This is a genomic window from Agrobacterium vitis (assembly GCF_013337045.2).
GTDB classification, from domain to species: domain Bacteria; phylum Pseudomonadota; class Alphaproteobacteria; order Rhizobiales; family Rhizobiaceae; genus Allorhizobium; species Allorhizobium vitis_B.
The window spans coordinates 3520941-3545000 of record NZ_CP118259.1 but is presented as its reverse complement, the minus strand read 5'-3'; the positions used below and the strand labels follow the sequence as shown (position 1 = coordinate 3545000).

General features: G+C 59.6%; 15 protein-coding genes (1 of these 15 cut by a window edge). 5 read left to right on the top strand and 10 right to left on the bottom strand.

Annotated features, from left to right (window positions below):
• The 4 genes from lhpI to G6L01_RS16660 form a co-directional block, all read left to right on the top strand.
• Window positions 1-862, top strand: the 3' portion of a protein-coding gene (gene lhpI, locus G6L01_RS16675) for a bifunctional Delta(1)-pyrroline-2-carboxylate/Delta(1)-piperideine-2-carboxylate reductase (protein WP_070165170.1). 95 nt of this gene lie to the left of the window's left edge; only the last 862 of its 957 coding nucleotides appear in the window; its start codon lies off the left edge, out of view; the stop codon is at window positions 860-862.
• An 81-nt stretch (window positions 863-943) separates the two neighbouring features.
• Entirely contained in the window at window positions 944-3406 is a 2463-nt protein-coding gene (hrpB, locus tag G6L01_RS16670; RefSeq protein ID WP_071207462.1) for an ATP-dependent helicase HrpB, read from the top strand.
• Between the two features lie 36 nt (window positions 3407-3442).
• Window positions 3443-4747 carry an ActS/PrrB/RegB family redox-sensitive histidine kinase gene (locus tag G6L01_RS16665; protein WP_070165172.1) on the top strand — a complete coding sequence of 435 codons (1305 nt, stop codon included), beginning with the start codon at window positions 3443-3445 and terminating at the stop codon, window positions 4745-4747.
• 159 nt (window positions 4748-4906) lie between these two features.
• Window positions 4907-5482, top strand: a complete 576-nt coding sequence (locus tag G6L01_RS16660; protein WP_070165173.1) for an ActR/PrrA/RegA family redox response regulator transcription factor — start codon at window positions 4907-4909, stop codon at window positions 5480-5482.
• A gap of 19 nt (window positions 5483-5501) precedes the next feature.
• Here G6L01_RS16660 and G6L01_RS16655 read toward each other — a convergent pair whose 3' ends face one another.
• A complete protein-coding gene (locus tag G6L01_RS16655) occupies window positions 5502-5987 on the bottom strand; it encodes an MmcB family DNA repair protein (RefSeq protein ID WP_070165194.1) in 486 nt (161 codons plus the stop codon).
• A 176-nt stretch (window positions 5988-6163) separates the two neighbouring features.
• On the opposite strand from G6L01_RS16655, the gene G6L01_RS16650 reads away from it, so the two are divergent.
• The gene (locus G6L01_RS16650) at window positions 6164-6862 is read left to right on the top strand and encodes a L,D-transpeptidase (RefSeq protein ID WP_070165174.1); all 699 of its coding nucleotides are present in this window, start codon (window positions 6164-6166) and stop codon (window positions 6860-6862) included.
• A 160-nt stretch (window positions 6863-7022) separates the two neighbouring features.
• On the opposite strand, the gene G6L01_RS16645 is transcribed toward G6L01_RS16650, so the two are convergent.
• From G6L01_RS16645 to G6L01_RS16605, 9 genes are all read right to left on the bottom strand, one after another.
• Entirely contained in the window at window positions 7023-9203 is a 2181-nt protein-coding gene (locus tag G6L01_RS16645; RefSeq protein ID WP_070165175.1) for a malate synthase G, read from the bottom strand.
• A gap of 242 nt (window positions 9204-9445) precedes the next feature.
• Window positions 9446-12994: a double-strand break repair helicase AddA gene (gene addA / locus G6L01_RS16640; protein ID WP_070165176.1), complete on the bottom strand. Its 3549-nt coding sequence runs from the start codon at window positions 12992-12994 to the stop codon at window positions 9446-9448.
• Entirely contained in the window at window positions 12987-16172 is a 3186-nt protein-coding gene (addB, locus tag G6L01_RS16635) for a double-strand break repair protein AddB (RefSeq protein WP_070165177.1), read from the bottom strand. The genes addA and addB overlap by 8 nt, the downstream gene beginning before the upstream one ends.
• A gap of 4 nt (window positions 16173-16176) precedes the next feature.
• A complete protein-coding gene (locus tag G6L01_RS16630) occupies window positions 16177-16908 on the bottom strand; it encodes a nucleotidyltransferase family protein (protein ID WP_070165178.1) in 732 nt (243 codons plus the stop codon).
• A 134-nt stretch (window positions 16909-17042) separates the two neighbouring features.
• Window positions 17043-18566 (bottom strand): tRNA (adenosine(37)-N6)-threonylcarbamoyltransferase complex ATPase subunit type 1 TsaE, encoded by a 1524-nt coding sequence (gene tsaE / locus G6L01_RS16625; protein ID WP_070165179.1) that lies wholly within the window; start codon window positions 18564-18566, stop codon window positions 17043-17045.
• Window positions 18563-21127 (bottom strand): sensor histidine kinase, encoded by a 2565-nt coding sequence (locus G6L01_RS16620; protein ID WP_070165180.1) that lies wholly within the window; start codon window positions 21125-21127, stop codon window positions 18563-18565. The genes tsaE and G6L01_RS16620 overlap by 4 nt, the downstream gene beginning before the upstream one ends.
• Before the next feature lie 379 nt (window positions 21128-21506).
• The gene (gene ahcY / locus G6L01_RS16615) at window positions 21507-22907 is read right to left on the bottom strand and encodes an adenosylhomocysteinase (RefSeq protein WP_070165181.1); all 1401 of its coding nucleotides are present in this window, start codon (window positions 22905-22907) and stop codon (window positions 21507-21509) included.
• A 173-nt stretch (window positions 22908-23080) separates the two neighbouring features.
• Window positions 23081-23356, bottom strand: a complete 276-nt coding sequence (locus G6L01_RS16610) for an HPr family phosphocarrier protein (RefSeq protein WP_012654539.1) — start codon at window positions 23354-23356, stop codon at window positions 23081-23083.
• 14 nt (window positions 23357-23370) lie between these two features.
• Complete coding sequence (locus G6L01_RS16605) at window positions 23371-23772, bottom strand: PTS sugar transporter subunit IIA (protein WP_012654538.1); 402 nt, start codon at window positions 23770-23772, stop codon at window positions 23371-23373.
• Between the last annotated feature and the right edge of the window lie 288 nt (window positions 23773-24060).

Genomic DNA, 24060 nt, shown 5'->3' with positions numbered 1-24060 from the left:
GCCGGTCCGGCATCATCATACAGTGGAAGTGCCCGGACGCGCCGATGCGACCCTGCTCTTGATGCCCGCCTGGCTGCCCGGCAAATATTGCGGTGTCAAACTGGTTTCGGTTTTTCCAGACAATCATCTCTCTGGCCTTCCTGCGGTGCAGGGGGGCTATCTACTGACCTCGGGCGAAACAGGAGCGATGCTGGCTCTTATCGATGGAGGAGTTCTGACGGCGCGGCGCACTGCGGCAGCGTCTGCCCTGGCGGCAAGCTATCTGGCTCGGGACGATGCATCGCATATGCTGATGGTGGGAACGGGACGTCTTTCACTCCATCTTATAGAAGCTCATGCTTCCATCAGGCCCCTCACCCAGATTTCTATCTGTGGCCGCAATTCAGCCAAGGCAGAAGAAACGGCAGCCGCAGCCCGTGAGCTCGGTTTTTCTGCTCGGGCTGTGACAGGGCTTGAAGAGGTTGCGCGACAGGCGGATATTATTTCATGCGCCACTCTGGCAACCGATCCGTTGATCCGAGGCGACTGGCTGAAACCCGGCGCCCATGTCGATCTCGTCGGCGGTTTCCGGCCTGACATGCGTGAGGCGGATAATACGGCAATTCGCAGGGCCCGCGTCTATGTTGATACGCGCGCGGGCGCGATGGCTGAGGCGGGCGATATCGTACAGCCGCTCCGCAATGGCAGTCTGACCGTAGAGCTGATTCAAGGTGAACTCACGGAGCTTGTCAGAGGCACTGTCGATGGGCGTAAGAATACAGAAGAAATTACGCTGTTCAAATCCGTTGGGGCTGCGCTAGAAGATCTCGCAGGCGCCATTCTGGCGTATGAAACCGTTAAGGCCCGGCAGGGTCGGCTGTGAGGTTTGTCTCTTTAAGGAAGGGCTGCCGATCGGTTGAGCCGGTTTCGATTTCCCTGACACGTACCAGCGATACGCAATTCCATGGCATTCTCTCTTCCTCCTTATCCTGTCAGTGAAATCCTGCCTCCTTTGGCGAAGGCATTGCGAGAGGGTAACCGTGCCGTTCTTTCGGCTCCTCCAGGGGCAGGCAAAACGACGCTTGTTCCACTCTACCTGCTTGACCAGCCATGGCGGGGCGATAATCGGATCATTCTGCTGGAGCCAAGGCGGCTGGCCGCGCGTGCTGCAGCGTCCCGCATGGCCTCCCTGATCGGCGAGACCGTGGGTGAAACGGTGGGCTACCGGATGCGGCTCGATAACCGCATCTCTGCCAAGACGCGGATTGAAGTGGTCACGGAAGGCGTGTTTGCCCGAATGATTCTGGAGGACCCCGAACTGTCAGGCATTTCAGCCGTGCTGTTTGACGAATTTCATGAACGGTCACTGGATGCGGATTTCGGTCTCGCGCTGGCATTGGATTGCCAATCGGCCCTGCGCGACGATTTGCGGCTGATCGTCATGTCGGCGACGCTGGATGTGCAGCGGGTGGCAGGCCTGATGCAGGACCCGCCAGTGCTGGAAAGTGCGGGGCGCAGCTTTCCCATCGATATCCGTCACCGCGACCGGCCCGGCACCGAACGGATCGAAGACAGCGTTACCAGTGCCATTCTCGATGCCCATGCCAATGAAAGCGGGTCGATCCTTGCCTTTCTGCCCGGACAGGCCGAGATCCGCCGCGTGGCGGAGCGGCTGGAGGGCCGGTTGCCGGCGGCAACTTTGATTGCGCCGCTTTACGGCAATCTTTCGCAGGGCGAGCAGGATCAGGCCATCAAACCCACCGCACCCGGCACCCGCAAAGTGGTTCTGGCCACATCGATTGCCGAAACCTCGATCACCATCGATGGGGTGCGGATCGTCATCGACAGCGGGCTGCAACGCCTGCCGGTCTACGAACCCTCAACCGGTATCACGCGACTGGAAACCACCCGTGTTTCGCGGGCTTCCGCCGACCAGCGGGCCGGGCGGGCCGGGCGAACCGAGCCGGGTATCGCCATCCGGCTCTGGCATGCCGGTCAAACGGCAGCGATGCCAGCCTTTACCCCGCCGGAAATTCTCGCCAGTGACCTGTCCGGTCTGGTGATGGACATGGCCCATTGGGGCGTGACCGATGCTTCCGCCCTATCCTTTATCGATCAGCCCCCCGCCGCCGCGTTGAAGGAGGCGCGAAACCTGCTGCTAGCTCTCGGTGCACTGGACGATCAGGGACACTTGACGGCCAAAGGCAAGATAATGCGCGGCCTTGGCCTGCCGCCGCGGCTAGCCGCCATGGTGATTGCCGCCGCAGAACAAGGTCAGGCTAAAACGGCCATTGAAATCGCCGTCTTGCTGACAGAACAAGGATTGGGCGGAACGGATATCGATCTGGAAGAACGCCTGCGCCGGTTTCGGTCGGACCGCAGCGAGCGGGCCAGTGCAGCGCGCAAGCTGGCGGATCGGTTGACGAAAGACCTGCCGAAACATCAGGCTGCCGCCACCTCGACGCTGGCCGGGGTGCTGCTTTTACATGCTTATCCCGACCGGATCGCGCTGAAACGGGGCGCACCCGGGCGATATGTCATGGCAAACGGGCGCGGCGCGGAACTGGCGCAAACCGAACGACTGGCGGCAAGCGATATGCTTGTCATTGCCGATCTGACCGGGCGGGCAGCGCAGGGGCGAATCCTCAGCGCGGCGGAAATCCGCCTTTCCGATATAGAAGAGAGCCTGCCAGCGGCAATCATTCAGGGCGATGAGAGCTTTTTCGACCCGCCAAGCGGCCAGGTCCGGGCGCGACGGGTCAAGCGGATCGGTGCGATCATTCTGGAGGAAACACCGCTAGGGCGGCCCAGTGGCGAAGGCGCCACCAGGGCACTGGCAGAAGGGTTGCGGCAATTGGGCCTCGACCGACTGACTTTCAGCAAAAATGCCGAGCAATTGCGCCAGCGCATCGGTTTTCTGTATCGCACGCTCGGAACGCCCTGGCCGGATATCAGTGACGAGGCCCTGCTGGAGCGGCTTGAGGACTGGTTCATTCCCTTCCAGACCGGTGTGCGCAGCCTTGCCGATATTTCCATGGGCGGGATAATTGATGGGCTGAAGGCGCTGGTGCCTTACGAGGCGCAGCGTGATCTGGACCAGATGGCGCCGACCCATTTTACCGCGCCGACCGGCATGAGCCATCCGATCCAGTATGACGGCGACGAGCCGAAGCTTACGATCCGCGTCCAAGAGCTGTTTGGCCTGAAAAACCATCCGGCCATTGGCGGCGGACGGTTGCCGCTGCTGCTGGAACTGACGTCGCCAGCGCATCGGCCAATCCAGACGACCCGCGATCTGCCTGGTTTCTGGGCCGGATCGTGGAGTGATGTGCGCGCCGACATGCGCGGGCGCTATCCCCGTCATCCCTGGCCAGACGACCCTGCCGCTGCTGCCCCCACGACACGGGCAAAACCGCGTGGTACATAGACCTTGCCCGAAGGAGGACGGGCGGGGGGAACGTGAATGAGCGCAAAGACGGATATTCGCATGCATTTTGGTACATCCAGCCGCAGATTGCGGCTTGAAACGCTCGTCCGGCTCCGCTGGCTGGCGGTCGCAGGGCAGACCATAACCCTGGCAATTGTCGCGCTGGTCCTGCAATTTCCGATGCCGGTACTGGCCGCCGCCATCCTGATCGGCGCATTGGCAGTGGTGAATTTCCTGCTGCAACTGGCCTTTCCGTCCACCCAGAGGCTGGAGCCAATCTGGACCTTGGCGATCCTGGCGCTGGACCTTTTCCAGATGGGCGCTCTGCTGTTTATCACGGGCGGGCTGGCCAATCCTTTCGCGCCGCTGATCTGCGTGCCGGTCATCGTGGTTTTTGCTTCGCAGCCGCTGCGCCATTCCATGGCCTTGCTGGGCCTGGCGATGGTCTGCATTTCGGTGCAGGCTTTCACGCCTTTTCCCCTGCCCTGGTATGCCGACTATATCGATCGCGGCGGCCCGGTCATGCTCACGGCAATCTGGTGCTCAATCGTTTCAATGACCGCCTTTGCTGCTTTCTATGCCTATCGCGTATCCAAGGAAGCCAATCTTCTGGCCGATGCGCTAGCGGCAACCGAATTGGTGCTGCAAAAGGAAAAGCATCTTTCCCAGCTGGATGGGCTGGCCGCCGCCGCCGCCCATGAATTAGGGACGCCTCTGGCGACGATCAGCGTCGTTGCCAAGGAAATGGAACGGGAACTGGGCAAGGACCCCCGGTTTGGCGAGGACGTCCAGCTGCTGCGCAGCCAGAGCGAACGTTGCCGCGACATTCTCAAACGGTTGACCACCCTGTCCGCCGAGGATGAGGCGCATATGCGGCAATTGCCGCTCTCTTCCTTGATTGAGGAAGTGATCGCGCCTCACCGGGACTTCGGCATCAAGCTGACGGTAGTTGAGGTTTCGGACCGCACCAGCGAGCCGGTGGGTAACCGCAATCCCGGCATTCTCTACGGACTTGGCAACCTGATCGAGAACGCCCTGGACTATGCTCGGGATCAGGTCACCATCACGGTAGAGCATGACAACCGTCATGTGACGATCATGATCGAGGACGATGGAGAAGGCTTTGCGCCCGATATCCTGCTGAGAATCGGCGAGCCTTATGTCACCAGCCGCAAAAGCGATGCGCGGGCGGGCGGGCTTGGGCTGGGCCTGTTCATTGCCAAGACCTTGCTGGAACGTTCCGGGGCTGTCCTGACCTTTGAAAACCGGGGCGTTTCCAACCCGGGGGCACGGGTAACAGTGCGCTGGCCGCGCCGGGAAATGGAAACACCGACAAAGTGACTTTACCGACAGGGGCGAGTGCGCAATAACGCTGCGGACACTAGAGTGTCTCTGCTCTTCATGGAATCGCAGCAACGCTCTAGCTCGTCGTTTTTACGCATTTCCGGACGGAAAACCGGTTTCCACTTTTCCTGGAAATGCTCTAGGGATTAAGAGAACATGACCCAGGATATGCCGATCACCCACGAAGACGGCGCTGCCGATCTCGGCCCGGACGCCACCTTGTTGATAGTCGATGACGACCAGCCTTTTCTGCGACGGCTGGCCCGCGCCATGGAAACCCGTGGCTTTCAAGTGGATATTGCCTCTTCTGTGGCGGAAGGCATTGCCAAGGCCAAGACCGCAGCACCGAAATATGCCGTGGTCGACCTGCGGCTTGGCGATGGCAATGGTCTTGATGTGATCCAGGCCATTCGGGAAAGCCGAACCGACACGCGGATTATCGTGCTGACCGGCTACGGCAATATTGCCACCGCCGTCACCGCCGTCAAACTGGGCGCGGTGGATTATCTGTCGAAACCTGCCGATGCCGACGATGTCTTCAACGCCCTGACCCAGCGTCCGGGCGAAAAGGCAGATGTGCCGGAAAATCCGATGTCTGCCGACCGGGTGCGCTGGGAACACATCCAGCGGGTCTACGAGGCCTGCGAACGCAATGTTTCGGAAACCGCAAGGCGGCTGAACATGCACCGCCGCACCCTGCAACGCATTCTGGCCAAGCGCGCACCAAAGTAACTAGCGTGCGCCGAAATCATCAGGGCAGAAATTGCGGGGCGGCATCCCATTCGGCCCGCATCAACCGCTGGGCAGCCGTACGCGAAAAGGCCAGCATCACGGATTTGCGGGTGGCGGGGGCAAGCCTGTGTTCCGGCGCATCGCGCAACAGATGCGCGCCATAGCCGTCTGAAACGATCAGGCCGCAGTCTTGCGGAAAAATCTCCTGGGGCACATCGGGCAGCGTGGCGAAAAACAGCCGGTCGCAATGCTGGCGATAGTCCGGCCATTTGCGGTCGACCCGGAAATCCTCGATGGAGGATTTGATCTCGGTAATCCAGATTTCACCCTTATCCGAGACGCTGATCAAGTCGGCCCGGCGGCCGCTGGCCAGCGAAAGCTCCGGCAGCACGGCATGGCGCATCTGGTCGAGGAGCAATTGCGTGCCACGGCGAATCATTAAGGCCCGCTCCGACTGCCGTCCGTCGATTAATGTATTCTTAACGGAAATACTAAGAATCGTCATAATCTTCTCTTTGCCAGCCTCAAGTCTGTTGCAAAAAAGCCAGTCTTCAGCAATTTGCGAGGCCAGAGACGGCATGGGTCTTCTGTTCCCTTGCAAACTCCACTGTAATCAAAAATATACCACTATCAAAGCTGGTAACACAGATCATTTCCCGCCCGAAAGTCGATGAGCCTCCCATGCGAATCCGCAATGCACTGACCGTGCTCGGTCTATTCTCCACCCTCGCCATCACTGGCTGCTCCACCACGTCGGAAGCCGACAGCAAAAAGACCGCTGAGGCCGCACCTGTTGTCGCCCCCGCCTCGGTCGAAACAGCACAGATCTTCGATGATTCCTATGGTCCTGTTACGGATGCCGGCTATGCGCTGCCTGGTATTCCGATCCAAAAGGTCAATCCGAAGTTCCGCCGCCAGATCATTGCTTTCGACACGACAGAGCGGCCCGGTACGATCATCGTCAACACCAAGGAACGCTTCCTGTATTACGTTCTGCCGAATGGCAAGGCGATCCGCTACGGCATCGGCGTCGGCAAGGACGGCTTCGCCTGGCAGGGTCAGGCCTATGTCGCCTGGAAACAGGAATGGCCAACCTGGCATCCGCCGAAGGAAATGGCCGTGCGCAAGCCGGAAGTGGCCAAATATGTCGAAGGCGGCATGGGCCCCAGCATCAGCAATCCGCTTGGCGCCCGCGCCATGTATCTGTTCAACGAAAAGGGCCAGGATACGCTGTTCCGCATCCACGGTTCACCGGAATGGGCTTCGATCGGCACCGCCGCCTCTTCGGGCTGCATCCGCATGATCAACCAGGATGTCATCGACCTCTACAGCCGCGTCCTGCCGGGCAAGGCCACCAAGGTCATCGTTCAGCAGTCCTGATTTCAGCCAATCGATAGCCTTTATCAAAAAGCCGCCGGAGCGATCCGGCGGCTTTTTGTTTCACGTGAAAATCATTGGCTAAGGTCTATACCGCCAAAACCGTTTCACACTTTTGCTGGAATTGGTCTCTTGCTGGCGCAATTCCGGACGCAAAACCGCTTCACACTTTTGCTGGAATTGCTGTGGCCTTCAACTCAAGCCGGCGACGGTGCAGAACCGGTTCGGTATAACCGTTCGGCTGCTCCCTGCCCTTCAACACCAGATCAAGTGCCGCCTGAAAAGCGATGGAACTGTCGAAATCGGTAGCCATGGGGCAATAGGCCGAATCACCCGCATTCTGCTTATCGACGATGGCTGCCATCCGTTTCAACGTTTCGACAACCTGAGCCTCGGTGACAACGCCGTGATGCAGCCAGTTGGCCATGTGCTGGGCGGAAATGCGCAGGGTCGCACGGTCTTCCATCAAGCCGACATTGTTGATGTCCGGCACCTTGGAGCAACCGACGCCCTGATCGACCCAGCGCACCACATAACCGAGGATGCCCTGCGCATTGTTGTCCAGCTCGCGCTGAATTTCTTCCGGCGTCCAATTGGGGCGCGAGGCCACCGGCACCGACAGAATATCGGAGAGCTTGGCCCGTGTCCGGCTTTTCAACCCGGCCTGGACGCCCGCGACATCCACCTGATGATAATGGGTGGCATGTAGCGTTGCCGCCGTTGGCGAGGGAACCCAGGCGGTATTGGCGCCCGCTTTCGGATGGGCGATCTTCTGTTCCAGCATCGCCGCCATCAGGTCCGGCATGGCCCACATGCCCTTGCCGATCTGCGCATGGCCGGACAGGCCGCATTGCAGACCGATATCGACATTCCAGTTTTCATAAGCCGCAATCCAGGCGGCCTGCTTCATATCGCCCTTGCGGATCATCGGCCCGGCTTCCATCGACGTATGGATTTCATCGCCGGTGCGGTCAAGGAAGCCGGTATTGATGAACACCACCCGGTCCTTGGCAGCGCGGATGCATTCCTTGAGGTTAACCGTCGTGCGGCGCTCCTCGTCCATAATGCCCATTTTGATCGTATTGGGTTCCATGCCCAGCGCCTGTTCGACACGGGTGAAGATTTCAACGGCAAAAGCCACTTCTTCCGGCCCATGCATTTTCGGCTTCACCACATACATCGAGCCTTGGCGGGAATTTTTCCGTCGTCCGTTCGGGCCGATATCATGCAGCGCGATCAGCGCGGTCACCATCGCGTCCATAATGCCTTCCGGCACCTCGGTACCATCGCGATCCAGAATGGCCGGATTGGTCATCAGATGCCCGACATTGCGAATCAACATCAGCGACCGGCTGGCTACGGTATAGGGCTTGCCCTGCGGACCGGTGAATTCGAGATCGGGATTGAGCGTACGGGTAAAGACGTGATCGCCCTTGGCAACCACTTCCTCCAGATCGCCCTTCATCAAGCCGAGCCAATTGGAATAGGCCAGGATCTTGTCCTCCGCATCGACGGCGGCAACCGAATCCTCGCAGTCCATGATGGCGGTAATCGCCGATTCCAGCCTGATATCGTTGATATGCGCCTTATCGGCAGCGCCAATCGCACCTTGGGCGTCAATACAGATTTCCACATTCAGGCCGTTTCGGCGCAGAAGATAGGACGTCACGCTGCCGTCTTCGCTGAACGTTCCCACCAGTTGCGAAGGGTCCATCAATCCGGTCTTGTCGCCGGAAGTCAGCGTCACATCGAGATAGCCGTCAGTCAGCGCCAGCCCTGCTACATCTGCCCAGCGTCCACCCGCCAGCGGCACGGACTGATCGAGGAAAGCCCGCGCCCAGGCAATAACCTTTTCGCCACGTTTGGGATTATACCCCCTGCCCTTTTCGGCACCGTCGGCCTCGGAGATCGCATCCGTTCCGTAGAGCGCGTCGTAGAGCGATCCCCAGCGCGCATTGGCGGCGTTCAGGGCATAACGGGCATTCATCACAGGCACGACAAGCTGCGGCCCGGCAATCGAAGCGATTTCCGCATCGACATTGCTGGTCGTCACGGAAAAATCCGGTCCTTCCGGCAGGAGATAGCCGATATCACGCAGGAAAGCTTCGTAAGCTGCAAGATCTGAAGGAGCGCCGTTTTGCTTGTACCAGCTGTCCAGCTGCGCCTGAAAGGCATCGCGCTTGGCCAGCAGGGCGCGATTCTTCGGCGCAAGCTCATGCACGAGGCTGGAGAAATGCTGGAAGAAGGCCTCTGGCTCCACGCCTGTCCCCGGCAAGGCCTTGCTCACCAGAAAATCATAGAGATCCTGCTCGATAGCCAGACCAAACTGTTCAACACGCGCCATTTCAACCTCCTGCGGTCATCCATTCTTCAAGGGGGCAAAGCCTGTTCGCTGGTGCAGTATGCGCCGACGTCATCCAGCCCTGTCACCAGCCGCTTTCGCCGCCCACGCTACCATCCCCGTTCTTGATTGACTGTCAACCGGGCATAAATCTGAAATATCGATGCTAATTTGGGCAAAACAGGAAATCAGCCTTTTGTTGCGCCTGAAAGCATCGTGCAAGACGTTAACATCGGCACAATCGTTCAGGTGTTTTGAAAAGTCTGAAGCTCCTGCAATGCGCCATGCAACCCCGCCTCCGTCAGCGCCACCACATGCGGCCCTTCTGTATAGACCAGCAGGCAATCGATCACTTTTCCCGGATAGAGCGGCTTCAGCAATTCGCGGTAAATGGCAAGCTGGGCCGAATGGGATAGCGGCACTTCACTTTCCTGACGCGGCGGCTGGCGGTTGGTCTTGTAATCCAGCAGAATCACTTTCTCGTCCGTGACAGCCATCCGGTCCACCCGCGCCGAGACGGCGCGCTGTTCTGCGCCAAGCCGGATGGTGCCCATCAGCGAGAATTCCGTCTGCGCATGACTGGAAAACACCTCGCTCAAGGCAGGATGGTCAAGAATAGCCAGAACGCTGTCCACCAAGCGGACACGCTCATGGGCGGGCCAGAACCGGGCGGCGCGCTCGCCATAACGGCGGGCGGCGGCCATCCGTTCATCGGCAGGCAGGCCCGGCAGCATTTGCAGCATCCGGTGCACCAATCGGCCCTTTTGCAGGGCAAGGCCTGCATCTTCACCCTTGCTAAACAGCGGTGAGCGCAGCATCAGGTCGCCGTCCTCGTCATTCACCTCAATCCCGGCACCGGACGGGCTCAAAGGCCGAGGCAAACGCGGCGGTGGCGGCGCTGGGCGCAGCAACGCCTCTGGCAAGCCTTCCAGCTCCGGTTTTTCCCGGCGTTTTTCCTGCCGCTCAAATCGGCCAGGAACAACGGCATTTTCCCAGAGCAGCCCGGTCCAGTCCCCCTCTGGCCCGCCAAAGCGTTGCTTGCGGCACCGCTCCGTGTCCAATTCCAGCGCGGACCAGACCATCTGGTGCCAGATTTCGGTTTGCACCTGCTTGCCTCGATAGCCACAGACCACCAACCGGTCGGCAGCCCGCGTCATGCCGACATAGAGCAGGCGTCGATATTCCTCCTCGATGGCCTGTTTTCGCTTTGCCACATCCTGCGCGGTCAGAGGATTATCAACGGCTTTCACCGACACCCAGACCGGGCATTCCGGGGGCTGCGTCTCGGTGTCGATCATCCGGAATTTTGGTAGATGGGTATGGTTGAAGGCTTTGGAGCCATCATCGACCAGAAACACGATTGGCGCTTCCAGCCCCTTGGAGGCATGAACAGTCATGATGCGCACCTCGCTGCGCTCCTTGTCCTGTTCGCGCTTTACCTCCGGGGCTTCCTGCTCCAGCGTGGTGATGAAGGATTGCAGACCCGGCAGGCCCGCCTGCTCATGGGACAGGGTAAAGGTCAGGAATTCATCGATGATATCGCTGACTTCGCTGCCAAGCCGAGCCAGAAAGTCGCGTCGTCCCCCCAGGGGACCAAGCACCCGACCATAGAAATCATGCGGCAGAAGATCCCGCGCCAAGGCCACATAGCGGTGCAAACGGGCAAGGGCCACCTGCCATTTTTCTGATCCGGCCTCCGCCAGCCGGGCAATCTCGGCAAAGACAGAGATTTCACCGCGCCGCGCTGCCACTTCGAATACATCGTCTTCGCTCAGGTTGAACAACGGGCTTTTCAGCAGCGCCGCCAGCGACAGGTCATCGGCGGTGAACAGCACAAACCGCCCCAGCGCCAGCAGATCCTGCACGGCAATATGGCCGGTCAGCCGCAACCGGTCGGCTCCAGCCACCGGAATATTGCTGCGCCGCTTCAAGGCCCGTGTCAGCGCATTGACGAAAGCGCCGCGCTTGCGCACCAGAATGAGGATGTCACCTGCTTCTATGGACCGCTCAACCCCCTTTTCCACGATGGTCTCGCGGGCCAGCATGATCTCGATCCGCTGGGCGATCCGTCGCGCCAACATGGCCGAAGGGGCATTTTCCGGCGTTGCATCGAAGGGGGCGGTCCAATCCTCTTCACTTTCGCTGCCTTCCGGCGCGATCATTTCCCAGACTTCGACCGCGCCGGGATGGCCGATGCGGCTGGACATATGCACCACTGGTTCCGCAACCGCCGAAAGGCCCCGGGCATTCTCGGTAACCGAAAACACCTGGTCAACGGCTGACAACACGGCATTGGTGGAGCGGAAGGATAGCGGCAGGCGCACCGCGCTAAAGCTTTCGCCGCCACGCGCCACTTCCTGTTCGGTCTCTCGGGCTTCCTGTGAAAACCGTTCCGGCTTTGCGCCTTGGAAGGAGTAGATCGATTGCTTCTCATCACCAACAGCAAAGAAGGTGCGGCGCACCGGACGGGCGCTCTGGCCGGAGAAAAAATCTTCGCGCAGCGAGCGGATCACCGACCATTGTACCGGGCTGGTATCCTGCGCCTCATCGACCAGAATATGGTCGATGCCCTGATCCAGCTTGTAATGCACCCAGGGGCCAACCGTGCTGCGGGTCAGAAGCTCGGCGGTGCGGGCAATCAGATCCTCGAAATCCAGTTGGCTGCTGCGCTTTTTCAACTCTTCATAATCATGGTCCAGCCGCTCGGCCAGCGTTAGCGCCGCCCGTGTTGCCTTGAACAGCCGAAGCAGCCGCAGGCGTTCGCGGCAGGCGACGACATGGTCGCGGGCCGCAAAAATCGCCTCCGACAGATAAGGAGCCGCCTTGTTCATGGCGGCGGCGATCAGCGAACGGTCGGCTTTCGGCTTGTCGGAGCCCGTGTAAAAGGCCTCTTCCAGCAATTGCGCCCGCACGAGCGAATCAGGCTGGCGCACGGCGCGCTCCAGCGTCAGGGCGACGCCTTGGACAAGGGAACCGCCCTTGGTGAGTGCCAGATCGATATAGGTGGAAAGCTGCGGCCCCGCGAGGCTGGGAAGCGGCCAATAGGCCTCGGCCAGCGATATCTCGGTTTCTTCAGGCTGAAGGCCCAAGGCATTGCGCAAAGCACTCTCCACGCCGCCCTTTCGACGGGCTACCGCCAGAAAGCCGCGTACCGCATGGCGGTTGGAAACCATGTCAGACAGCAGGTTTTCCAGCCCGAATTCATCGCCAAGGCTCAACACTTCAGCAAAGGCTTCGGCGAGGTTTGCATCGTCTTCGGCAGCGGTCGCCGTCAGCAGCGACCGGCGGGCATCGGCCAAAAGCACCGAGGCGGCGCGGTCGTCCAGCACCGAAAAATGCCCGGCCACATTGGCTTCCAGCGGAAACTGGTGCAGCAGCGCCTCGCAAAAGGCGTGGATGGTCTGGATTTTCAAGCCGCCCGGCGTTTCCAGGGCGCGGGCAAACAGCCGTCGCGCCTCGGCAATCTTCATACGGTCAGGCGGTTGGCGTTCAATGGTTTCGATACGGCGGGCAAGCTCTTCGTCGGGAAGGGTCGCCCATTCGGCAAGCCGGTCGAACACCCGGTTCGACATTTCAGAGGCCGCCGCCTTGGTATAGGTCAGGCAAAGAATCGAAGAGGGTCGCGCACCCGCCAGCAGCAGGCGAATCACCCGCTGCGTCAGCACATGGGTCTTGCCAGACCCCGCATTGGCCGAGACCCAGGCAGACCGGGCCGGATCGGAGGCCAGCGATTGCTGCCGGGTGGTCCAGTCAATGGGGTCATCGCCATCGCGCAGCATGTCCGGATCAGTCATCGCCACCGCTCTCCTCTGCCGCTTCAGCGGTGGACCATTCAGCGACGCGGGCCAGATGATCGTAGTCGCCGCTGAAATCATTCATCATCGCTGGCATCAGCCGCGAGACATAGCCGCGCTCGCCCGATTGCAGCAGGGTAACGAAGCGGGTTAGTTGCGCGATGGATTCATGCGCCAGATCCAGTGCCGATTTTGCCTTGTCGCCCTTGCCGGTCAGCTCGTTATTAACCTGATCGGCCTTGAAGCGCCCGCCGGGCCGCAGCCGGACATAAATCAAATTATCCGGATTCAGCCTTCCGACATCCTTGAAAGCCCCCATCGTCAGGGCTGCGGCTTCCAAGGCCAATTGCGGGTCGAGCAGGCTACGGGCCTGGGAAACGCTGGGGTTGAGGCCGGTCTTGTAATCGATGATATCGGCGTGACCGGCCCGGATATCGATCCGGTCGGCAATACCGGTGAGCCGGATATCGATCTCGCCAAGTTCCACTCCGGCGCGGGCCTCCGTTACCAGCTTGGCCGGATCGCGCTGGCGCTGCCACTCGATAAAGGCGAGGCCAACCTCAGAGAAGCGCTTGCGCCAGACAACATGGATATGCGGAGGCAGATTTTCCTCGGCAAACAGCGTGTCGGCAATCTCGCTCATCAACTGTTCAGCGTCAGGCCCTAGCTTTTCGGGCATGCGCGCCACGAATTGCTCGACAATCGCATGGTAGAGCGTGCCGCGTTCGGAGGCGCCAGGATCGCTGTTGAACGGTTCGACCGGATCGAGCTTCAGAATGCGGCGGGCATAGATCGAATAGGGATCGCGCCTGAGACGCCCGACCTCGCTGAAGGAATAGGTTTTTGGATGCAGATCGGCAGGCGGCTTTGGCTGTGGCCGTTGGGCGGGTGCTTGATCTGCGCCTTTATCGAGCAGGTCAGCAAAATGCCGGTAACGCTCCCCTCTGGCTTTCAGGGCCTCAGCAAAATCCTTGCCACCCAGCGCCAGCAGCCTTTGCAGCCAGCGCGAGGCAACGGTAGGGGCCGATCCCTGTCGCAAGGCGCGGCAATAGATCAGGTGGCGGGTGCCATTGGCCATTTCAAAATCATGGGCAAGCTGGCCGATCTGCCGTTCCGGCGGCTCCAGCCCCATTTCGGTTTTCATGCTGCGCGACAAAAATGGATTATTGGTGGTGGTGCCGGGCCAGGACCCTTCATTCAACCCACCGAGAATCATCGTATCGACGTTTTGCAGACGCGATTCCAGCGCACCGAAAATGAAGACACGCGGGTGGCGTAGCGATTTCGGCTTGACCGATTCGCTGGCGGTCAGCGCTGCAACAATCTCGATCCATTGCGGACCATCGGCACTCAACTGGCCATCGGTTTCCATGATTTCGCTGAGCAGCCGCGCCAAAACGGCACCGGCCTCATTGGCCCAGAGAGGGGCAAGATCACCCTCATCGGTGCGAGCCACAGCCTCCAGCACCTGACCGGTGCGCTCGGCCCATTCCCGTAAAGACAAACGGGTGGTGAAATGGTGACCATCCGGCTTGGCGACCACATGGCCGGCAAGCGGCTCTACCGCCTCTGCGATTGCCTCGGCCAGTATCCGTGCCTGCTGCCGGGTCTGATCGGTAAAAGAACGCCGCCAGGCAGGCGGATGGCGGTCATCGAACTGGGCGACCACCTGTTCATCGAACAGCGGTACCAGCGCGGCAATATCGATGGCACCGGTTCCGCCGCGCAGCGCAATGGCCTCCAAAGCGTCAGCGGCTTCACGATGTCCATCATCGGTCAAGCCGAACCGGGCGAGTGGGTGCTTAAGTAAGGAGACGATGGCAACCGGATCGCCGGGCCGCAACACCGCTTCCAACACCAGCACCAGCAACGTGCCCTGCGGCGTCGCCGAAAACGGAGTACCCGCCGAATCGTCGGCCTCGATGCCAAAACGGGCCATTTCTGACGCGACCCGGCGGGCAAGGTTGCGATCAGGGGTAATCAGCGCGGCGCGGCTTTCGCCGCCATCGGCACCGGGCCGCTCCAGGGCCAGCCTGAGGGCAATGGCAATAGCAATCGCCTCTTCCCGCTCGTTTGCGGCCTCGATCAGCGCCACATCGGCAAAGGCGGCCTGAAACCTGTTATCCCCGAATGCCTGCCGCCAGGCGGTCCATTGGTCGGTCGCTTTGGCAGGCGACAGCGCCCGGGAGAGAATTTCGCTGCGGTCGGCAAGCTCGGGTTCTGCCTCTTCCAGCACGCTAACGTCGTCACGGGTCAGGCCGAGACGGCCCAAAAGCCGGTGCAGACCGTATTGCGGATGGGTGCGGGCAGTCGGCTCCGGCGGCATGCCGGGAGGCTGTTCCCCGCCAACGCTTTGCCACTGGTCATCAGGCATGGCCTTGTCCAACCCCGGCAGCACGATCACCCCTTGGGGCAGGCGCGCCACCGCCGCGATCAGCTCGGACGCGGCAGGGATTGAGCCGGTCGAGCCCGCAACGATTACCGGATGAGGATCGGACAGTTGACCAACACGGTCGCGTTCAGTGCGCAGCAAGGCGTTGCGGTGGAGAACCGGCGAAGAGCGGTTCAATTCTTCCAGCCGGGCTGGCCAATAGGCACTGGCAATGCCGAGGAAAGCCAGCGTTAGCTGCCACCAGGAGGCAAAATCACGGGCATCGAGCTTGTCGAGATCGGCCCAATCACGCTCTTCGGTTTCCACCGAATCGATCAGCTCCACCAGCGCCCGCGCCAACCATACGGCATCCGCCGGACTGGCAGGGGCGACAAGCGGGGTTTCGGTGTGAATGCTCAGCACGATATCCGGCAGCTTGTTGCGCCAGGCAAGAATCAACTGCGCCAGTTCCAAGAGCCGCACCGTAGTGCTGATCGGTGGGTTCAACGCCAGCAGCGCCGGGGTCTCGGCGTCGAAATAACTGGCATCGTCCTCGGCTTCGCCCAGAGGCTTGATCATCGGCAGAATGGCGGATTGGCCACCCAGCACCTCGACGAACTGGGCGCGCAGCACGCGCACCGCACGTCGGGTCGGCACCAGGATTGTGACCTTGGACAGGGACAGGGGATCGGCTGGATCATAGCGAAAGCCGGGGGCGAGACGCCCATCGCACAGCGTCTCGGCAATCAGCCGCAGGAAAGGCCGATCCGGGGGAATGGTGAAGATGCGGGCTTGCAGGCTGGACATCAGCTCAAGCGTCCTGTCGGTGGCGGGCCAGCACCGTTTCCGCCTCTTCAATCGCCTCCGGCGTACCGACCGTCAGCCATTGGCCTTCCAGCATCAGGCCGAACAGTCGGCCTTTGGCAATGGCCCGGTCGAAATAGATGTTGAGATTGAAGGCATCGTCAGGCGCATCGTCCAGCAGGGAATGCTCCATGGCCAAGGCCCCGGCATAAACCACCGGATTCGGATCGCCGGGCTGGTAGCGAGTCAACCGGCCATCGGCACCGAGATTGAAATCGTTTTTGCCATTATGGCCAGTGGTCTGCTCCAGCCTGACGCAGAGCATCAGCATGTCCATCTGCGCTGGGTCAAAGGCTTCGCCCAGTCTTTGCAGATTGGTGGGTTGACCCTTCGGCTCACCGATCCAGAACAGGTCGGCATTCATCACCAGCAGGGGACCGGGAGCCAGATGCCTGATGCCTCTGGCCAGGCCGCCACCATTGTTCATCAGGCCATCGCGCTCATCGGAAATCACGATGCGGGGCTGATTGCGCCCGGCCAGATGCGCCAGCATCTGCTCTGGAAAATGATGGATATTGACCACAGCGGTTTCTACGCCCGCCTGCTGCAAATGATCCAGCGCATAATCCACCAGCGTCTCGCCCGCCACCCGCACCAGGGGCTTTGGCAGGGTATCGGTGATGGGACGCATTCTTGTGCCGAGCCCTGCGGCCAGCACCATGGCTTGGGAAATCTTCATGGCTCTCGTATCTGTCGGCGACCTGCGGCATCGCTCACGTGTGACGCATCATCTTTACGAGACACGCTCTATCGCAAATCCCGCCAGAGAACCACTGTCGAAGGACCAGAACCACTATTCTAGGGGATGAAGGTTCAAGCTCGCGGCAACAGGCCGTGTGTCAAAAGCCAGTCTTTCAAAGGCGTGAGCGCCTCATGCTCCAGCACGCCGCCGAGATAGGCGAGCGTCCGGGGCATATGCTGCATATAGCCAGGCTTGCCATCGCGTTTCATCAGCCGCACCCAAAGCCCGACCAGCTTGCAATTGCGCTGGGCGGCCATGATAGCGAAATCCCGTTGAAAGGCGCTTTCATCAAATCCGGCTTCGGCACGACATAGCGCCAGATAATGCGCAAGCAGCCGCTTTTGCAGCTCCGGTTCGATGGTGACACGCGCATCCTGAACCAGCGAGGCGACGTCATAGGCAGCCGGGCCGATCATCGCATCCTGGAAATCGATCAGGCCGACCCGGGCGATACCCTGCTTCTCTTCCTGCCACAGGAGATTGGGGGAATGGACATCACGCAGCACCAGACTGTTGCGGTCATGGATCTGGCCAAACATGCCTGACCAGAGAGCGAGATAGGCCTGCCGCTCCTCGTCACTGGGTTGCCGTGAGAGCGTGAAGGGCATGTACCAATCGAGCAGCAATTCCGTCTCGAACCCCATGGCCGCCGCGTCGAAATCCGGAATGCGATGGATATGGTCCGGCGAGACGGGAATTTCACGTGAAACATTCTGCCCATGCAGGAAAGCAAGCGCTGCAACGGCTTCCATGTAACGTTCAGCGACCGGCTGACCCTGCGCATCCAGAATGCCATCCTGACCGAGATCTTCGATCAGCAAAATGCCATCGGGGTCACTGGCATAAATCTCCGGGACGGCAAGCCCCGCATCCTTCAATAGTTGATCGATAGCCACAAAAGCCCGATGGTCTTCTGCCAAATGCACGAGTTCCGGGTAGGTCTTGCCGTGGCGGATGATCGGTGTGGCTGGCCGTTTGGGGCTGTCCATCACGATGCGCTGCGGTTGACCGTCAACCCTTGCCGTTTCATAGGCGCGGTAGTCCGCATCACCAGTCAGGAAGCGGCGTCTTGCACCTGCCATGCCATTGGTATCGAGGAAGGTGCGGATAGCGAGCACGCGCCGGATTCGGTTCAGCCTGTCTTCAGGCCCGGTAATGGTCAGTTCACGTCCGCCATCCGGGGGGAAACCGTAATGCAGGCTAATTGTCGCCTTCGGCAGCCGGTCTTCGGCCCGTTCTGGCCATTCGACGAGGCAAATGCCGGTATCCAGCGCCTCATCGAAGCCCAGTTCATCAAGCTCGGAGGCATCGCCCAACCGGTAGAGATCGAAATGAGCGGCGGGAATGCGCAATTCGTAGCTTTGGACCAGCGTAAAAGTTGGGCTTGGCACTTCCATATCGTCGTCATCGGCCAAGGCCCGCAGCAAAGCCCGGGCAAGGGTAGACTTTCCCGCTCCGAGATCGCCATGCAGGGCAAGACAGTCCCCCGGCTTCAGGGCAAGCGCCAGATCTTCCCCGAGCTGGATCGTCGCCGCCTCATCGGCAAGCGAAACATGAAGCGATGCCTGGGAGAGCGATGTTGTCGATGCGATCATTCTGCGGCGACGGAATGGACAAGCACACCGGACGGAATTCGGCAAAGAACCGTGGTGCCTTGGTTCGGAACACTGTTGATCGAGACGCTGCCGTTATGCAAATGCACGAAGCTTTCGACAATCGACAGGCCAAGGCCAGCCCCGGTGCGCTTGCCGCCCTTGGCATTTGAGGAAAAGCGCTTGAACACCGATGGCAACATGTCCTCGGGAATGCCGCATCCGGTATCGGAAACCGAAAATACGAAGTCCGCATCTTCGCGCCAGCATTTCAGCACGACCTTGGCGCCTTCGGGCGAGAAATTCACCGCATTGGTGATGATCTTGATCAGGATCTGCTTCAGCCGTTGCTGGTCGGCGACAATGTCGCCCAGATGTGAAGGCGCAAGGATTTCCAGCGTCACGCCGCCTTCCTGCAACCGGTCGGTCATCTGCATCGACACATCGTCCAGAAGGTCGGTAAGATCGATATCCGAATAGGTCAGCCGCATGATACCGGCATCGACTGTGGCAAGATCGAGAATGTCGTTGACGATGGTCAGCAGCACCGCAGACGAGGTGGAGATATGATCGACATATTCCCCCTGCCGTTCATTGAGCGGACCAATGGCCGACGATTTCAACAAGTCGGTAAAGCCGATAATATTCGTGAGCGGCGAGCGCAGCTCATAGGAAATATGCTGGACGAAATCGTTCTTCAACTCGTCAGCCTTGCGCAGGGCTTCGTTCTTTTCAAGCAGCGCCCGTTCGGCCCGAACGCTGTCGGTAATGTTGACGAAGGTCAGCATCGTCTGGGCGTTTGGCAGCGGGATCACTGCGTAATCCAGCACCAGACCGGACATCAGCTCAATCGTGCCCTGGCTAGACGGCCGCTCGTCCTCGAAACTGGTGATCATCTTGCCGAAGGCGCGCCAGCCATCCGGCTTCTCATAGGAAAGAGCACAGGCCTCTTCAATGGCGCGGATATGGGTGCCAGGTGCGGCTTGCGTCTCGGTAATGCCCCAGAGCGCCCGGAAGGCCGGATTGGACAGCCGGATTCGGCCATCGGGACCAAAGACAGCCACGCCTTCGGACAGATGATCGATGGTTTCACCCTGAACCCGGACCAGTGTATTATAGCGGGTTTCGAGATCCACCTGTTCGGTGAGGTTCTCAAACACCCAGGTGGCGCCGCCCTGCGGATGGGCAGAGGCGATGACGCGCAGGGTCTGGCCGTTGGGCAGATGCCAGAGCACGGTCTGGGTATCGATGGAGCGGTAGACGGAAAGGGTATTTTCCTTCCATGCCTTCCAGCTCAACTGTTCCGGCAGCTTGCCTGCGCTGCGCAGCCGGTCCAGCAATTCGGCATGATCGGGGCGGGATTCGAGGAAAGCCAGATCCAGATCCCAAAGCTGCTGGAAAGCCTGATTGTAGAATTGCAGCCGCCGCTCGCCGTCGAAAATCGCCACCGGCGTTGCCAGATGATCCAATGTTTCGGCATGGCTTTTCAGGGTACGGCTCAACTCCTCGCGCAGGGCTTCTTCGCGCGAGACGTCAATGGCCATGCCGCAAGAGCCCTTCGGCGTCTTGGTATCAACCACGGAAAAGAAAGTGCGGTTGCCATGCACAACGGTGGAAACCGTATCATGGTAGGGCGAAACCGGCGTCAACGTCGCGCGGATCTTTTCCCGGGTAATGGTGTTGAGGATTTCACGGCCTTCCTGTATGGCCTGATCAGGGGTCAGCGCTTCAACGGCATCGCTATAGGCCTGATTGACCCAGACAAGACGACCCTCGGAATCGCGCTGCCAGACGGGTTGTTCGACGGATTCCAGCAGGCTTTCGAAGGTTTCGATGGCGGTGGAGAGCCGGGTCTTTTCGATCTTCAGTTCGGCCAGTTCGGCGCGCAGGTTGTTGAGCGCCACGAAACGGGCAAAAGCCCGCCCCCCGGAAACACGGCCCTGCACTTCCAGCACCTCGTCGCGATAAGTCTCGACGATCAAGTCGAAGCTCTGGGCGTTGAAGCGCAGTTTCTCAATGGCATTGTCCAGGTCGGCGGCCGAACCGGGCTTCATCCAGCGGCCAAAGGCCAGGAAATCGCCTTCGGTCTGGGGTGCGCCGGTCTCCACGGGCAATTGGCCCAGCTGTTCCGGCTTGGTTTCACCACCGTCCCAGATGACGATGCGGCGGTTCTTGTCGGCAATCAGCGCCTGATAACGGGAAATCCGCTGGTTGGCATCCGACAGGGCCGAGCGTATCTCCCGGCTGTCCGCCTCGATGCTGTTGCGCTGGCGCACCAGCCAGAGGGTCGAGAGAAGCGTCGCGGAAATCGCGCCGATCACCAGGGAAAGGCCAATCATTTCAGTAGATGAAAACGTGCCGATGCCGCCCGCATTCAGCTGCGGCACTGCAATGGTTTGGGTGAGGGTCTGCGCCAGAGCCGCCTGGCAGGCAAGCCCGCCGGCCAGCACTGTGCTGCCATGCAGCCACCAGCGCGATAGACGCAGAAAACCACGTCCAGCGATGCCGCTGGCGGCGTTAACACCAGTCACTGTATCCCTAAAGGACGCAGATCCGGCGCGCATGGTTTTATCCGTCCGCCTCCGTAGGCCGCCCGTCCTTCCCCGTAGGAACGGGTATTTCTTTTGAACCGTCATTTCCGGTCTGTCTCCGTCCACTGTGCCGCAATTCCGACAAGACATCCCCATTTCGCGTGTGCACAGGCCAAATGCATCACCCGAGGGTGACGTCATGCAAACGGCTTTTTGCTTCACGGGGACATAGGCAGCAGAACCGGAAAAAACATCCGGTCACCAAACACTGCCTGCGCACCTGCGAGGCACACGAATCAAGTTTTAAAACAATACTGTGGATAAGATTTTGAAAAAAGGGGCAAAGAAAAAAAGAAATCGCGGCCTTTGTCAAGGCCGCGATTTCTATATCTTGTGTATATCTGGCTACGGATTAGTATCTGTAGTGGTCGGCCTTGAACGGGCCTGATGGCGTGACACCAATATAGGAGGCCTGTTCGTCAGAAAGTTCAGTCAATCTGACGCCGAGCTTTTCCAGATGCAGGCGCGCGACCTTTTCATCGAGATGTTTCGGCAGAACGTAAACCTGGTTCTTGTAGGCGTCGGGCTTGGTGAAAAGCTCGATCTGGGCGAGAACCTGGTTGGTGAACGACGCGCTCATTACGAAGGACGGATGGCCCGTGGCATTGCCGAGGTTGAGCAACCGGCCTTCCGACAGCAGGATCATCCGATTGCCCGCCGGAAACTCGATCATATCGACCTGCGGCTTGATATTCACCCATTTCAGGTTCTTCAGCGCAACAACCTGAATTTCATTGTCGAAATGGCCGATATTGCCGACAATGGCCATGTCCTTCATCTCGCGCATATGCTCGATGCGGATCACGTCCTTGTTGCCGGTGGTGGTGATGAAGATATCCGCCGTCTTGACGACATCTTCAAGCCGCACCACTTCAAATCCGTCCATAGCGGCCTGCAAAGCGCAGATCGGGTCGACCTCCGTCACCTTGACGCGGGCACCAGCGCCGATCAGCGATGCAGCGCAGCCCTTGCCCACGTCGCCATAGCCGCAGACCACGGCAACCTTGCCAGCCATCATCACGTCGGTGGCGCGGCGGATACCGTCAACCAGCGATTCCTTGCAGCCATATTTGTTGTCGAACTTCGACTTGGTGACGGAATCGTTGACGTTGATCGCCGGGAACGGCAGCAGGCCCTTCTGGCTGAGCTGGTAGAGACGGTTGACGCCTGTGGTGGTTTCTTCCGTCACACCCTTGATGGCGTCACGCTGTTTTGTGAAGAAGCCCGGTGTGGCTGCCATGCGCTTCTTTATCTGCGCGAACAGAATTTCTTCTTCTTCGGACGAAGGGTTGACCAGCACGTTTTCACCGGCTTCGGCGCGCGCACCGAGCAGGATATACATGGTGGCGTCGCCGCCATCGTCGAGGATCATGTTCGACTGGCCACCATCGGTCCATTGGAAGATCCGGTCGGTATAATCCCAATATTCCGTCAGGCTTTCACCCTTGACGGCAAAAACCGGCACGCCGGTTGCCGCAATTGCGGCGGCGGCATGGTCCTGGGTGGAAAAGATGTTGCAGGAGGCCCAGCGCACTTCGGCGCCCAGCGCCGTCAAAGTCTCGATCAGCACAGCCGTCTGAATGGTCATGTGCAGCGAACCGCTGATGCGCGCGCCCTTCAGCGGCTTGGTTTCACCAAGCTCCGAGCGGCAGGACATCAGGCCCGGCATTTCGGTTTCGGCAATATCCAGTTCCTTGCGACCGTAATCCGCAAGGCCGATATCGGCGACGATGTAATCCTGTACAGTGCTCATGGCGTTCTCCAGACCGGGTTGAAACGCAAGGCCAGCGCCCATCCGAAAAGATGGCCAGGCCTATGCGCCGCCCGCCATTCTGCGGCAGGCCAGTGTCATCCGTGTATCAGGGAACGTCGGGGAAGGCAATAATCACATAAAGAGGTCTTTATATCTTTATGTTCGATCTTGGTTTACATTTCCTCGCCAAACTTGTCGCGCACCAGCGCATCCAGCGTGTCGATTGCCTTTTCAGCCTCCTCGCCTGAGGTAACGACGGTAATCGTACAGCCGGGGCTCGCCGCCAACATCATCAGCCCCATGATCGAGGTGCCGCCAACGGTGGTTCCATCCTTACTGACGGTTACTTCGGCATTAAAGCCCTGCACCGTCTGGACGAATTTGGCTGACGCCCGGGCATGAAGGCCGCGCTTGTTGACGATCAACAGGTCTCTGGTGAAGGAAGTCATCTTACTCGCCGTTCCTATTTGCCGCTCAGAACGCGGCTGGCCACATTGATGTATTTGCGGCCGGCTTCCGACGCATCGACAAGTGCTTTTTCCATGTCGTTCTCGCCGCGCACTCCCGCCAGCTTGATCAGCATGGGCAGGTTGACGCCGGCGATCACTTCGATCCGCCCGGTATTCATCACCGAAATTGCGAGATTGGAAGGCGTTCCCCCGAACATATCCGTCAGGATGATCACCCCATGCCCATCATCGGCGCGCATCACAGCATCCAGAATATCCTGGCGGCGCTGATCCATATCGTCCTCCGGACCGATACAGATTGTCTCGATGAATTTCTGCGGACCAACGACATGTTCCACGGCATAATGAAATTCTTCAGCCAGCTTGCCATGGGTGACAAGCACAAGTCCGATCATTCGCTTATAGCTCCCTGCTCAACTGCTGACCGCCAGTTATCGCACTGCAATAGTTTCGTCCACCAATCTGTTGGGTCGCAAGGCACGCGCTGGGACAAGAAAAACCTTATTTGAAAATCCAACACACAACCTTCGCGCGCAACAATGCCTCGTCGATCAACTATAACTTACCCCAGAAGTTTGTCAGGTTCGGATTGAACCAGCCACCCTCTCGCTTATCTTGCTTTCGTTTGTCTCTTCAGGAAAACCGCGCTCCACTTCCCGACTGACAAACTCCAATATTACCCA

Coding starts and splice junctions, on each gene's coding strand:
- hrpB (WP_071207462.1), top strand. CDS start 944: ATGGCATTCTCTCTTCCTCCTTATCCTGTCAGTGAAATCCTGCCTCCT.
- G6L01_RS16665 (WP_070165172.1), top strand. CDS start 3,443: ATGAGCGCAAAGACGGATATTCGCATGCATTTTGGTACATCCAGCCGC.
- G6L01_RS16660 (WP_070165173.1), top strand. CDS start 4,907: ATGACCCAGGATATGCCGATCACCCACGAAGACGGCGCTGCCGATCTC.
- G6L01_RS16655 (WP_070165194.1), bottom strand. CDS start 5,987: ATGACGATTCTTAGTATTTCCGTTAAGAATACATTAATCGACGGACGG.
- G6L01_RS16650 (WP_070165174.1), top strand. CDS start 6,164: ATGCGAATCCGCAATGCACTGACCGTGCTCGGTCTATTCTCCACCCTC.
- G6L01_RS16645 (WP_070165175.1), bottom strand. CDS start 9,203: ATGGCGCGTGTTGAACAGTTTGGTCTGGCTATCGAGCAGGATCTCTAT.
- addA (WP_070165176.1), bottom strand. CDS start 12,994: ATGACTGATCCGGACATGCTGCGCGATGGCGATGACCCCATTGACTGG.
- addB (WP_070165177.1), bottom strand. CDS start 16,172: ATGTCCAGCCTGCAAGCCCGCATCTTCACCATTCCCCCGGATCGGCCT.
- G6L01_RS16630 (WP_070165178.1), bottom strand. CDS start 16,908: ATGAAGATTTCCCAAGCCATGGTGCTGGCCGCAGGGCTCGGCACAAGA.
- tsaE (WP_070165179.1), bottom strand. CDS start 18,566: ATGATCGCATCGACAACATCGCTCTCCCAGGCATCGCTTCATGTTTCG.
- G6L01_RS16620 (WP_070165180.1), bottom strand. CDS start 21,127: ATGCGCGCCGGATCTGCGTCCTTTAGGGATACAGTGACTGGTGTTAAC.
- ahcY (WP_070165181.1), bottom strand. CDS start 22,907: ATGAGCACTGTACAGGATTACATCGTCGCCGATATCGGCCTTGCGGAT.
- G6L01_RS16610 (WP_012654539.1), bottom strand. CDS start 23,356: ATGACTTCCTTCACCAGAGACCTGTTGATCGTCAACAAGCGCGGCCTT.
- G6L01_RS16605 (WP_012654538.1), bottom strand. CDS start 23,772: ATGATCGGACTTGTGCTTGTCACCCATGGCAAGCTGGCTGAAGAATTT.